Genomic DNA, 12,882 nt, shown 5'->3' with positions numbered 1-12,882 from the left:
GGCGCCTGCCGTGACGCTTTCCGTGCAGCCGCCTACGCCCAGCGGTCGCCGTGGCTATAGACGACCAGCCGGTCGCCGCGGGCGAAGCCGGCCAGCGACACGCCGCAGCTCTCCGCCATGCGCACCGCCAAGCCGGTGGGGGCGGAGATGGCGACCAGCCCGCTGATGCCCAGACGGGCGGCCTTCTGCACCAGCTCGTAGCTGGCCCGGCTGGAGGTCAGGACGAAGCCGCCCCGCCGGTCCACGCCCGTGCGCACCAGCCAGCCGATCAGCTTGTCCAGCGCGTTGTGGCGGCCGACGTCCTCGCGCACCGCCAGGATCTCCCCCGCCACGTTCACCCAGGCGACGCCGTGCGCCGCCCCGGTGGCGCGGTGCAGGGTCTGCCGCTCGGCGAAGCGGGGCAGCGCCCGCTCCACCGCGCCGACCGACAGCCGCCCGCCCGAGGGGACGGGCTGGCCGGACCGGGCGATGGCCTGGAGGCTCTCCACGCCGCAGACGCCGCAACCCGATCTCCCCGCGATGCTCCGCCGCTTGCCCTTGAGCGCCATGAAGCGCTCCATCGGGATCTCCATGCGGATCTCGATCCCGTCGCAGCCGTCCACGACCCGGAGGCTTTCAAGCTCCTCCGCGTCGGCGACGATCCCCTCCGACAAGGAGAAGCCGAGGCCGAAGTCCTCCAAATCGTCGGGGGTCGCCAGCATCACCGCATGGACGATGCCGTTGTAGGCGATGGCGACGGGCACCTCCTCCACCACCGCGTCGTCGCAGAGCTGTGCGGCGTCCGGCCCCAGCCGCAGGACGGTCATGCGGTGGGTGGTGGACGGCGCGGCGAAGTCCATGGCGAGGCTCATGGCGGATATCCTTACGGAAGATATTCCCTCTCCCGCCCCGGGAGAGGGTGGGGCCCGCCGGAAAGCGGCGGGAGGGTGAGGGTGCCGGCAAGGCAAAACATCTGACCCTTGCGCGACCCTCACCCGCCCGCTTCGCGGGCACCCTCTCCCAGGGCGGGAGAGGGTTCAAGGGTTACGAATGCCCGGTTTCCTTGCCGGTCACCTGACGGAACCAGCGCGGATGGTGCTTGCGCGCCCAGGCGTGGGTGACCACACCCTCGACCATCGCGCGGATCGTGCCCTGCACCCACAGCGCGGCGTAGACATGGACGATGATGCTGGCGATCAGCACCAGCGCGCTGGCGGCGTGGACCAGAAGCGCCACGCGGATGACCGGGATCGGGAAGTAGCCCGCGAAATAGGGCCGCCACGCGATCACCCCCGACACCAGCAGCAGGATCATGCACAGCACCATGACCCAGAACATGCCCTTCTGGCCGCCGTTGTAGCGGCCGATGTCGCCGACCTCGTTGCCCTTCATCACCTCCTTCACCGACATCATCCATGTCACATCCTCCTTGTTGATGAGGTTGTGGTGGGCGTAGCGGAAGAACTGGCGGGCGAAGGCCAGGAACATCACCACCCCGACGAAGGGATGGACGATGCGGGCGAGCTGCGGCGTGCCGAACACCCCGGTCAGCCAGAAGAAGGCCGGGTAGAAGAAGGCCAGCCCGGAGATGGCGAGCAGAACGAAGCAGACCGCCACGATCCAGTGGTTGATGCGCTCCGCGGCGCAGTAGCGTTGGATCAGCTTTTCCGACGTCTTCACAGCGCGTTCTCCCGTTCCTCGTTTTTGATCCCATGGGCATGCTTGGTCCCCTGGGCGGGCGGGACCGGCGGCGTGCCGTGATCCGCCTCGTCCTCGTCATCGGCGCGGTTCGGGCCGACCGTGATGTAATGGAAGAAGCCGAACAGGCCGGCGGCGGCGACGCCCAGCGTCGCCAGCGGCTTCAGCATGCCCTTCCACACCCCGACGACGGCGCTGATCGACGGGTTGTCCGGCAGGCCGGAGTAGAGCGCCGGCTTGTCGGCGTGGTGCAGCACGTACATGACGTGGGTGCCGCCCACCCCGGCGGGGTCGTAGAGGCCCGCCTGGTCGTAGCCGCGCGACTGGAGGTCGGTGACGCGGGTCTGGGCGACCTCGATCATGTCCTCCTTGCTGCCGAACTGGATGGCGCCGGTCGGGCAGGTCTTGACGCAGGCCGGCTCCTGCCCCACCGCCACGCGGTCGGAGCACAGGTTGCACTTGTAGGCCTTGCTGTCGGCCGGGCTGAGGCGCGGCACGTTGAACGGGCAGCCGGAGATGCAGTAGCCGCAGCCGATGCAGTTCTCCTGGTGGAAGTCCACGATGCCGTTCTTGAACTGCACGATGGCGCCCGGCGACGGGCAGGCCTTCAGGCAGCCGGGGTCGGCGCAGTGCATGCAGCCGTCCTTGCGGATCAGCCACTCCAGCTTGCCCTTCTCCTCCACCTCGTTGAAGCGCATGACCGTCCAGGCCTGCGCGGACAGGTCGGTCGGGTTGTCGTAGACGCCGACGCAGGTGCCGACCTCGGCGCGCAGCTCGTTCCATTCCGAGCAGGCGACCTGGCAGGCCTTGCAGCCGATGCAGACCGTGGTGTCGATCAGCTTCGCCACCTCCTGCGGGTTGCGGGCCTGCGGGGTCGGCGTCGGGGTGGCGGACCGGCGCAGGATATCGAGGGATTGCAGTGCCATGACTTACGCCACTCCGATCTTCTCGACGTTCACGAGGAACGCCTTGTATTCCGGGGTCTGGGTGTTGCAGTCGCCGACGGCAGGCGGCAGCGTGTTGGACAGGAAGCCTTTCTTGGCCACCGTCTCCCAGCCCCAGTGCAGGGGGATGCCGATCTGGTGGACGGTGCGGCCCGCCACCTTCAGGGCCTTGATGCGCTTGGTCACCACCGCCTTGGCCTTGATGTGGCCGCGCTTGGAGGAGACTTGGACCCAGTCGCCGGCCTGGATGCCCTTCTCCGCCGCCAGCGTCTCGCCGATCTCCACGAACTGCTCCGGCTGGGCGATGGCGTTCAGCCGCACGCTCTTGGTCCAGAACTGGAAATGCTCGGTCAGGCGGTAGGTGGTGCCGACGTAGGGGAACTGGTCATGGGTGCCCAGCCGCTCGCGGTCGGCCTTGAAGATGCGCACCGCCGGGCTGCTGACCACCTTGGGGTGCAGCGGGTTGGTGCCGAGCGGGCTTTCCATCGGCTCGTAATGCTCGGGGAAGGGGCCGTCCACCAGCTTGTCGGTGCAGAACAGCCGCCCGACGCCCTCCGGGTTCATGATGAAGGGGTTCATGCCGTCGGCGGGCGGCGAGTCCACCTTGAAGTCCGGCACGTCGGCGCCCGCCCAGGCGGTGCCGTTCCACGCGATCAGAGTGCGCTTGGGGTCCCAGGGCTTGCCCGACGGGTCGCAGGAGGCGCGGTTGTAGATGATGCGGCGGTTGGCCGGCCACGCCCAGGCCCAGCCCGGCGTGTTGCCCAGACCGGCGTCGGTGTTGTCGCGCCGGGCCATCTGGTTGCCCGCCTGCGTCCAGGAGCCGGCGAAGATCCAGCAGGCGCTCATCGTCGTGCCGTCGTCGCGCAGCAGGGCGAAGTTGGGAAGCTGTTCCCCCTTGCGGGCCAGGAACTTCGCCGGGTCCTTCGGATCGGGGATGTCGGCCAGCGCGCGGCCGTTCATCTCCTTCGCCAGCTCCTCCGGCGTCGGCTCCAGCGGGTTCTTGTAGGGCCAGGAGAGGTTGAGGATCGGCTCCGGCGCGGTGCCGCCCTCCTTGGCGTAGAGGCTGCGGACGGCCATGAACAGCTCGGCCAGGATCTCCTGGTCGGTCTTCGCCTCGCCCGGCGGGTTGGCGCCCTTCCAGTGCCATTGCAGCCAGCGCGAGGAGTTGACGATGGCCCCGTCCTCCTCGGCGAAGCAGGTCGAGGGCAGGCGGAACACCTCGGTCTTGATCGACGCGGTGTCGACCTCGTTGACCTCGCCGTGGTTCTGCCAGAAGGAGGCGGTCTCCGTGGCGATCGGGTCGATCACCACCATGTACTTCAGCTTGGCGAAATCCGCCGCCGTCTTGCGCGCGTCGGGGAAGGAGGTCAGCGGGTTGAAGCCCTGGACGATGAAGCCGTTGACCTTGCCGTTGTGCATCAGGTCCATGACCTGGAGCACGTCGTACATCTTGTCCCACTTGGGCAGCCAGTCGTAGCCCCAGTTGTTCTCCGCCGTCGCCTTGTCGCCCCAGAACCACTTCAGCAGGCTGACGAAGAATTTCGGCGTGTTGGCCCAGAAGTTCAGCTGGCCCGGCGCCTGCGCCTTCGGCGCGGTCTTGGCGATGTAGTCGGCGAAGGTCGGGTGCGCCTTCTCCGACGGCAGGGTCAGATAGCCCGGCAGGTTGGTGGACAGCAGGCCGAGGTCCGACAGGCCCTGGATGTTGGAGTGGCCGCGCAGGGCGTTCACGCCGCCGCCTGGCATGCCGATGTTGCCCAGCAGGAGCTGGATCATCGCCATGGTGCGGATGTTCTGGGCGCCCACCGTGTGCTGCGTCCAGCCCAGCGCGTAGAGGATCGTGCCGACGCGGTCGCGCACCGCCGTGGAGCCGAGATGCTGGCAGACGCGCAGGAAGCCGTCCTTCGGCGTGCCGGTCAGGTCCTCGACCAGCTCCGGCGTGTAGCGCGCGTAGTGGGCCTTCATCAGGTTCCACACGCAGCGCGGATGCTGGAGCGTCGGGTCGGTCTTCGCCGTCGTGCCGTCCGCCTCGAACTCGTAATTCCAGCTTGAGCGGTCGTACTGGCCCTTGGCCGCGTCGTAGCCGCTGAACAGCCCGTCCTCGAACCCGAAGCCCTCCTTCACGATGAAGGCGGCGTTGGTGTAGGCGCGGACATACTCCCACTGGATCTTGTCGTTGGCGACCAGCCAGTTGATGACGCCGCCCAGGAACACGATGTCGGAGCCGGCGCGGATCGGCAGATACTCGTCGGCCACCGCGGCGGAGCGGTTGTAGCGCGGGTCGACGACGACGATGCGCGCGCCGCGCTTCTTCGCCTCGACCGCCCACTTGAAGCCGACCGGGTGCGCCTCCGCCGGGTTGCCGCCCATGATCAGGATGAAGTCGGCGTTGGAGATGTCCACCCAGCTGTTGGTCATCGCCCCGCGCCCGAAGGTCGAGGCCAGCGCCGACACGGTCGGGCCGTGGCAGACGCGGGCCTGCGCGTCGGTGCCGACGATGCCCAGCGAGCGCATGACCTTCTGCGTCAGGATGCCCGTCTCGTTGGAGGAGGCCGAGGCGGTCAGCATGGCGGTGGACAGCCAGCGGTTCACCGTCACGCCGTCGGCGGTCTTGGTGACGAAGTTGGCGTCGCGGTCGTCCTTGATGTGGCGGGCGATGCGCTCGATCGCCTCATGCCAGGAAACGCGCTTCCAGCTGTTGGAGCCAGCCTCGCGGACCTCCGGATATTTCAGGCGGTTCGGGCTGTGGATGAAGTCCAGCAGGCCGGCGCCCTTCGGGCAGAGCGAGCCGCGGCTGACCGGATGGTCGGGGTCGCCCTCGATGTGGATGATCTCGGCCTTGGCGTTCTTGGCGCCGTCGCCCAGGCTGTACATCAGCAGGCCGCAGCCGACCGAACAGTAGGGGCAGGTGTTGCGGATCTCCTTGGCGCGGGCGAGGCGGAACTGGCGCACCTCGGCCAGCGCCTCGGACGGCAGGAAGCCCAGAACCCCCATGCTGGAGGCGGCGAGACCGCCCGCCGTGACCTTCAAGAACTGCCGCCGTGATACCTGCATGGGTGTGATGGGCATGAAACCTCCCTGATGTCGGCCCTGGTGTCAGGATGTTCCGGCCCGGCGCTTGAGCGCCTGGAGCCGGTGGCGCGCGCGCCGTCCGGGGTGACCCGGCCGGAGCGGCGCATCCCCCAAAGGGCAGATTCCGTGCCAGCCGGGGCCATGGGCGGAATGCGGGGAATTTGCTGGGGCGGACAGACGGAACGATCATGCCCGCACTACGCCGAGGGACATTTTGTCCAGCCGCCGATGGACAAAATGTCCCTGACGTTTGTGTGGAGGACAATCTGTCGGGAGGTGTCTATTCCCTCTCCCGCCCCGGGAGAGGGTGCCCGCGGCAGCGGGCGGGTGAGGGTCGCGCGAGGATCAAGGCGCCTGCCCGTTGCCGGTACCCTCACCCTTCCCACGCTTTGCGTGGGCCCCTTCCCTCTCCCGGGACGGGAGAGGGAATACAGGTCCTCCTGGCACCGTTCTTGCGCTGTGCTATCCCTTCTCATCGTTCGTGATCCGTGACCGGGAAAGCCACCATGACCGCCTCCTCCTCCGACGCCCCGATTTCCGAAGCGGCGATGTCCGAAGCGACCGCCGCCGCGATGGCCGCGGCCGGTCTGGTGCCGGGCCAGTCGCCGGCCCCGCTGCGCCTGCCCGACGCGGCGATCTTCGCCCGGCGGGCGGCGCGCCTGCGCGCGCTGGCGGAGGGGCACGCCATGGGCGACTGGCTGCGCTTCGTCGCCACGCTGGCCGATGCCCAGGCGGCGGTGACCGCCACCCCCGCCACCCTGCCGCCGGAGGAGCAGTGGGCCGCCGACCTGCGCACCCTGGCCGCCAAGCTGGACAGCCTGCCCGGCGGTGCGCGCGAGGCCCTGACCGCGCTCGCCGCGTCCGACGCCGACACCCTGGAGGCTCTGGCCGGGCGCTGGGCCGGCGACGCGCTGGAGGACGGCGACCTCGCCGCAGCACCCTTTCTGGCCGCGGCCTTCCAAACCGCCTGGACACGCCACGCCGCGGCGCTCGACCCGGCGTCGGTGACCGCCCACGCCACCGCCACCGCCTGCCCGGTCTGCGGCGGCGCGCCGGTCGCCGGCGTGTTGCAGGTCGGCATGGAGAGCGGCGGCCTGCGCTATCTCCATTGCGGGATCTGCCACACCGCCTGGCACCATGTGCGCTCGTCCTGCGTGGCCTGCGGCGACGGCAAGGACGTGTCCCAGCGCTTCGTCGAAGGAACGGACGGCACGGAGGCCAACGGCGCGGTGCGGGCGGAAACCTGCGACGCCTGCCACAGCTATCTGAAGCTGCTGTTCCTGGAGAAGGCGCCGGACCTCGACCCGGTGGCCGACGACCTCGCCACCCTGGCGCTCGACCTGCTGCTGGGCGAGGAAGAATACCGCCGCATCGGCGTCAACCCGTTCCTGGCCGTCGCCAGGTAAAGAAACGCCGGGTAAAGGGGGATCAGCCCCCCGCGGTGATCCGCTGGGCGGCGAAGAAGGGCGCGGTCGGCTGGTCGGAATAGACGGCCTGCCGCCGCAGCCACAGGGTGAAGCGCGTTCCGCGCCCCGGATCGCTCTCCACCGTGATCCGCCCGCCGTAGCGCTGGACGATGGCGTAGCTGATCGACAGGCCGAGCCCCGTCCCGGTCTGCTTCTTGGTGGTGAAGAAGGGGTCGAAGATGCGAGCCAGATCGCCCGCGGCGATGCCGTGGCCGGTGTCCTCGACCCCCACCAGAACGCCTTCGAACGGCTCCGCCCCCGGCAGACGCTCGTCCGGGCCGATGTCGCGGCTGTCCAGAGTCAGGCGGCCGCCCTCCGGCATCGCCTGCATGGCGTTGACGATCAGGTTGATCAGCACCTGCTGAAGCTCGCCGCGGTTCATCTCCACCGGCCCGCCCGCCTCGGCCTTCAGCGTCACCACGACCCGCGCCCGGTTCAGGTTGTGCCGGGTCAGCACCAGGCAGTCGGACAGCACGCCGTTCACGTCGGTCGGCTCGGCGTAACCGGCGAAGTCGCCGGGCCGGGCGAATTGCAGCAGCTTCGTCACGATGGCGTGGATGCGCCGGGTCTGCTCGTCGATCAGCCGGACCTCCTGGCGCACCGGCTCGATCCCGTCGCCCAGCACCTCGCGCAGCAGGTCGAGGTTGCCCTGGATCACCGCGACCGGGTTGTTGATCTCGTGCGCCACCCCGGCGGTCAGCTCGCCGATGGCGGTCAGCTTCTCGTTCATCACCAGCTGCTGCTGGGCGCGGCGCAGGGTGGCGTTGGCCTCCTCCAGCGCGGCGGTGCGCAGCGCCACCTTGCGGTCCAGTTCCTCGGCGGAGCGCTGAAGCTCCCACCGCCGCGCCGCCACGGAATCCAGCAGATGGTCGAAGGCGCGGGCCAGCCGCCCCAACTCGTCCCGGCTGGCGGTGGGGCCGATGCGCGCGGAATCCTCGCCCCCCTCGATGCGGGCGATGACGCCGGCCATGCGCTCCAGCGGGCGGAAGATGGCCCGCGCGCCGCGCAGGCCGACCAGCGTCCCCAGTCCCGACACCAGCAGGAACAGCAGGAAGAGCCCGGCCAAAGCCTTGTAGAGCGTGTCGCGCAGCGGCGATTCCAGGAACCCGACATAGAGCATGCCGATCCGCCGCCCGGCGGTGTCGGCCAGCGGCTGATAGCCCGACACATAGGTGTCGTTGACCACGAAAGCCGAGCCCAGCCACGGCTCGCCGCGGTCCAGCACCTTGTCCGCCACCGCCTGCGACGCCCGGGTGCCCAGCGCCCGCTGGCCTTCGAACAGCCGGACGTTGGTGGCGATCCGGGTGTCGCCCAGGAACAGCGTGGCCGTGCCCTGACTGCCCAGCGGCAGCGAGGCGTCCTGATAGACGATGGTGTTCAGCCGGTCGACGATGCCCTGGTTGCCGTTCAGCAGCACCCCGCCTTCCAGCACCCCGAGCAGGCGGCCGTCCGGCCCATCGAAGGGAATGGCGACCTGGATCACCAGCCCGCGGTCCTCGGCCCCATGACTTTCGACATTGCGCGGATCGGGCCGGGCGGCGCGGGTCGGCACCAGCGGCGTGTGGGCGGCCCGGCGCAGCGCCGGATTCAGCGCCTCCAGCTCCGCCGGGGCGAAGACCTCCAGCCCGTGCTGGGCGTAGCCGTGCAGCGCCTCGCGCACCACCGACCAGCCGCTGCGGTCCGCCGGAACGGCGAAGGCCCCGCCCGCCCGCACCATGCCCCCGGCGTCGAGCAGCAGCAGATAGTCCAGCCCGTGCTCCTCCGCCTCCTCGTCGAGCAGCCGGCGCAGGTCGGCGGGCGTGCCGCGCTCCAGCACCAGGGCCAAGCGGTGGGAGGTTGCCACCCCCTCCAGCCCGTTGCGCAGCGACATCTGCACCCGGTCAAAGAACTGCCGCGCCGTCCCCAGGTCGGAGCTGACCTTGTTGACCAGAAGCTGGTCGTAGCCCTGCGTCCCCCAGGCCCAGACGATCATCAGCAGGACCGGCGCGCCGACCAGCAGCGGCGCCAGCACCAGAGCCAGCAGCTTGAGCCGCACCGACTCCGCGTAGGCCGCCGCCAGCCGCTTCAGCATGTTGGGCCGGGGCGGATGGGAACGGGATGGAGGCGTCACACCCCCCATTCCACGCATTTCCGATCCAGCGTCTTGCGCGACACGCCCAGCAGATCGGCGGCGCGCGCCTTGCTGCCGTCGCAGCGCGCCAGCACGGTCAGGATGTGGCGCTTCTCCACCTCGGCCAGCGGCAGCACGTCGTTATCCCCGTCCATCCGCACATGGCGGACCGGACAGGGCGCGCAGGGCGGGTTGCCGGCCACCGCCGCGGCGCACAGGCTGGGGTCCGCGGCCAGACCCGCCTCCACCGCCGCGGCGTTGGCGGTGTCGAGATCGTCGAGCGGGAATTCGCCGAGCAGCAGCGACCGCTCCACGAAGTTGCGCAACTCCCGCACGTTGCCGGGCCAGGAATGGCACATCAGCGCCCTTGTCACCTCCGGCGTCAGGGTCAGCGGCGGCACGGCCAGCCGCGCCGGCAGGAAGCGCATGAACAGCGCGGCCAGCTCCGGCACGTCCACCGCGCGCTGGCGCAGCGGCGGGATGGTCAGGGTCATCACCTCCAGCCGGTAGAACAGGTCCGGACGGAAGCGCCCGGCCGCGGCCTCCGCCTTCAAGTCGCGGTTGGTGGCGGTGACCACGCGGACGTCCACCGGCACCTCCTGCTCGCTGCCCACCGGGCGGATGCGCCGCTCCTCCAGCACGCGCAGCAGCTTGGATTGCAACGTCAGCGACAGCTCGCCGATCTCGTCCAGGAACAGCGTGCCGCCGTGGGCGTAGTAGAACAGCCCCTTGCGCGCGTCCTTGGCCCCGGTGAAGGCGCCGCGGGCATGGCCGAACAGCTCCGCCTCGATCAGGTCGGCGGAAATCGCCGCGCAGTTCACCGCGACGAAGGGCCGGTCGGCGCGCGGCGACAGGTCGTGCAGCGCGCGGGCGACCAGTTCCTTGCCGACGCCGGACTCGCCCTGGATCAGCACCGTCGACGGGGTCGGCGCCACCCGCTGCACCAGCGAGCGCAGCCGCATCATGGCGTCCGACCGCCCGACGATTTCGTCGCGTCCGTTGTCCTTCTTCGACAACTGCCGGCGCAGCACGTAGTTCTCGCGGGTCAGCCGGGTGCGCTCGACGCAGCGGTCGATGGAGTTGAGGATCTGCTCGACCCGGAAGGGCTTCAGCACGAAATCCGCGGCACCGGAGCGCAGGGCGTCGATGGCCGTGTCCATGTCGGCGAAGGCGGTGACCAGGATCACCTCGCCGGCGTAGCCGCCGGCCATCAGCTCCTTCAGCCAGTCCAGCCCCGAGCGGCCCGGCAGGGCGACGTCGAGGATGATCACCTCGGCGTGGATGCGCTCCAGCGTCCGGGCGCCCTCCTCGGCGCTGCCCGCGACCTCGACCCGCCAGCCGCGCCGCTCCAGCGCGCGCGACAGGAAACTGCAGATCCCTTCCTCGTCGTCCACCACAAGGATGGAGGGCTTCGCCTGATCCTCCATTCGCCCCCCTTCCGGCGCGCTGCGGTCGGACGGGGTGGAGACTGGCGCGGTCATGGTCATCGCTGTGCACTCGGCGGCGGAAAGCTCCGCATCCTAAGGGACCACAACCAAGCCGGGCCAGTGATTTCCGAAATCCGGAATAGTCCTAGCGTCCTGCTTGGACAACCACGCCGCGCCATGCGACGCTCCCCCGCTCATCGCACAGACCGGGAGCCGACCGTGACGGACACCAGCGGATCATTCGTCCATGCCGGACCGCGCCTCGCCGACACCGGCATCAGTGAGGCCGAGTGGCGAGCGCGGGTCGATCTCGCCGCCGCCTACCGTCTGGTCGCCGAGCGCGGCTGGGACGACCTGATCTACACCCACATCTCGCTGGCCGTGCCGGGGGAGCCGGGGCGCTTCCTCATCAACCCCTTCGGCCTGACCTTCGACGAGGTGACCGCCTCCAACCTCGTCAAGATCGACATCCACGGCGCCATCATCGGCGACAGCCCCCACCCGGTGAACGCCACCGGCTTCGTCGTCCATGGCGCCGTCCATGCGGCGCGCGAGGACGCGCGCTGCGTCATGCACCTCCACAACGAGGCGGCGGTGTCCGTGTCGATGCTGAAGGACGGGCTCCTCCCACTGTCCCAGCACGCCCTGCGCTTTTACCGCGACCTCGCCTACCATCGGTACGAAGGGCTGGCCCTGACCGACAGCGAGAAGGTCCGCCTCGTCGCCAATCTCGGCACCTGCCGGGCGTTGCTCCTCCACAACCACGGCAGTCTGGTGACCGGGCGCACGGTGGCGGAGGCCTTCTGCCTGATGGACATGCTGGACAAGGCGTGCCGGATGCAGCTCGCCGCGCAGGCGGCCGGCGCGGAACTGGTGTCGCCGCCGCCAGAGCTGTGCGACAAGACCTACCGGCAGCTCACCGCCGATCCGGAGCCCGAAGGCGAACTGGAATGGCCGGCGCTGCTGCGACGCCTGGACCGGCGGTGCCCGGATTACAGGACCTGAGCTTTTTGGACCGCGGTCCGCAACAGAGGGGATGGAATTACGATGCCGCTGATCAACGTTCAGCTTTTCGAAGGCCGCACGCTGGAGCAGAAGCGCGCCTACGCCAAGGCGCTCACCGACGCCTCGGTCGCAGTGCTCGGCTGCAGCCCGGAGGCGGTCGATGTCATCTTCCACGACGTGAAGAAGAGCGATTGGGCCAGTGGCGGCAAGCTGTGGTCCGACCCCGAGTGACATCCGCTTCCCGGACGCCCATGGGAAGCGCTGCTCACCCTATGGGCATCCGGACAAAAAACAGGCAGACCAATCCCTGACCTGCGTTCAAACTGCACCCACCGTCTTTCCCGTCAGGCGATAGACCGCCGTGGCGACCGCCCGGTCCTCGCTGTCGCCGACCTCCATGCGCCGGTCGATGTAGTTGCCGAGAAATTCGACCAGCGCGTCGCGGGTGACCGACTGCACCCACTGGCCATGCCGGCCATAGGCTTGCAGCGTCCAGAATTCCGAGGCCATAAGCGCCGAGCGGACGGATTTGGACGAGCCGTCCCAATGCGACCACAGAAAGTCGATGGCACTCTGAGCGACCGTAATCACCAAACCGGCATTGATTCCGCGTGACGCCATCGTAGTCTCCCTCTCAGCTTGCCGAGCGGACGCTCGTGAACGGAACTCGTTCAGCAAAAGCAGTGCCAGGGAGACCAAAACAAAAAGCCGTACCTCGTTCGGATGCGATTCGCCGGAAATCCAGACCAGACACGGGAGGAGTGGCCATGAACACACAGGAAGAGCAACGGGCGCGCGACGCGCTGAAATGCATCGACCGCGATCTCGACGCGCTCGATATCCAGATCGCCGCTTTGCAGGCGCGGAAACAATCCGGGACCTCCCTCGACCAATACATCCGCGTCCGCGACGCCCTGCTGACCGAGGCCCAGACGATCCTGACCCAACTCAACCACCGCTCCGGCAATCAATCCCCACCCCCTTGATCCCCTCCCCTGCGCAGCGGGGGAGGGTTAGGGAGGGGGCCAGCATCGAGATCCCAAACACAACGAAAAACCGGCGCTTCCCACAGGGGAAAGCGCCGGCTTTGTCGTTCATGAAGCCGATTGTCAAGTGTGCTTGAAGCCTGCTGCGTCCACGTCCTTGGCTGGTTTGGCGTGTGCCGTGGTGACCTGGCGGCGACC

At 69.0% G+C, this 12,882-nt stretch carries 11 protein-coding genes; 4 read left to right on the top strand and 7 right to left on the bottom strand.

Annotated features, from left to right (window positions below; translation table 11 throughout):
* Window positions 1–32 precede the first annotated feature (32 nt).
* The 4 genes from fdhD to fdnG form a co-directional block, all read right to left on the bottom strand.
* Entirely contained in the window at window positions 33–851 is an 819-nt protein-coding gene (gene fdhD, locus ACFPMG_RS19965; protein ID WP_376996859.1) for a formate dehydrogenase accessory sulfurtransferase FdhD, read from the bottom strand.
* Window positions 852–1,023: 172 nt separating this feature from the next.
* A complete protein-coding gene (locus ACFPMG_RS19960; RefSeq protein WP_376996857.1) occupies window positions 1,024–1,659 on the bottom strand; it encodes a formate dehydrogenase subunit gamma in 636 nt (211 codons plus the stop codon).
* Entirely contained in the window at window positions 1,656–2,603 is a 948-nt protein-coding gene (fdxH, locus tag ACFPMG_RS19955) for a formate dehydrogenase subunit beta (RefSeq protein ID WP_376996855.1), read from the bottom strand. The genes ACFPMG_RS19960 and fdxH overlap by 4 nt, the downstream gene beginning before the upstream one ends.
* 3 nt (window positions 2,604–2,606) lie before the next feature.
* Window positions 2,607–5,687, bottom strand: a complete 3,081-nt coding sequence (fdnG, locus tag ACFPMG_RS19950; protein WP_465252029.1) for a formate dehydrogenase-N subunit alpha — start codon at window positions 5,685–5,687, stop codon at window positions 2,607–2,609.
* Window positions 5,688–6,196: 509 nt separating this feature from the next.
* Between fdnG and fdhE the strand changes: the two genes are divergently transcribed.
* A complete protein-coding gene (gene fdhE / locus ACFPMG_RS19945; RefSeq protein WP_376996853.1) occupies window positions 6,197–7,096 on the top strand; it encodes a formate dehydrogenase accessory protein FdhE in 900 nt (299 codons plus the stop codon).
* A 22-nt stretch (window positions 7,097–7,118) separates the two neighbouring features.
* Here the strand turns inward: fdhE and ACFPMG_RS19940 are convergent, their stop codons facing one another.
* Together ACFPMG_RS19940 and ACFPMG_RS19935 are read right to left on the bottom strand one after the other, a co-directional pair.
* Complete coding sequence (locus tag ACFPMG_RS19940) at window positions 7,119–9,266, bottom strand: cache domain-containing protein (protein ID WP_376996852.1); 2,148 nt, start codon at window positions 9,264–9,266, stop codon at window positions 7,119–7,121.
* Entirely contained in the window at window positions 9,263–10,753 is a 1,491-nt protein-coding gene (locus ACFPMG_RS19935; RefSeq protein WP_376996851.1) for a sigma-54-dependent transcriptional regulator, read from the bottom strand. Before ACFPMG_RS19935 ends, ACFPMG_RS19940 begins: the two co-directional genes overlap by 4 nt.
* Window positions 10,754–10,912: 159 nt before the next feature.
* Between ACFPMG_RS19935 and ACFPMG_RS19930 the strand changes: the two genes are divergently transcribed.
* Window positions 10,913–11,698: a class II aldolase/adducin family protein gene (locus tag ACFPMG_RS19930; protein WP_376996849.1), complete on the top strand. Its 786-nt coding sequence runs from the start codon at window positions 10,913–10,915 to the stop codon at window positions 11,696–11,698.
* A 42-nt stretch (window positions 11,699–11,740) separates the two neighbouring features.
* Window positions 11,741–11,929, top strand: coding sequence for a 4-oxalocrotonate tautomerase (locus tag ACFPMG_RS19925; protein ID WP_014197963.1), 189 nt, complete (start codon window positions 11,741–11,743; stop codon window positions 11,927–11,929).
* A gap of 87 nt (window positions 11,930–12,016) precedes the next feature.
* Here the strand turns inward: ACFPMG_RS19925 and ACFPMG_RS19920 are convergent, their stop codons facing one another.
* Window positions 12,017–12,289, bottom strand: a complete 273-nt coding sequence (locus tag ACFPMG_RS19920; RefSeq protein WP_376996847.1) for a hypothetical protein — start codon at window positions 12,287–12,289, stop codon at window positions 12,017–12,019.
* Between the two features lie 176 nt (window positions 12,290–12,465).
* On the opposite strand from ACFPMG_RS19920, the gene ACFPMG_RS19915 reads away from it, so the two are divergent.
* The gene (locus tag ACFPMG_RS19915) at window positions 12,466–12,684 is read left to right on the top strand and encodes a hypothetical protein (RefSeq protein WP_376996845.1); all 219 of its coding nucleotides are present in this window, start codon (window positions 12,466–12,468) and stop codon (window positions 12,682–12,684) included.
* Window positions 12,685–12,882 lie beyond the last annotated feature (198 nt).

The sequence above is a fragment of the Azospirillum himalayense genome (assembly GCF_042657465.1).
In the GTDB taxonomy this organism is placed as follows: domain Bacteria; phylum Pseudomonadota; class Alphaproteobacteria; order Azospirillales; family Azospirillaceae; genus Azospirillum; species Azospirillum himalayense.
Note: the sequence above shows the minus strand (reverse complement) of the source record. Positions and strands in the feature narration are given on the sequence as shown.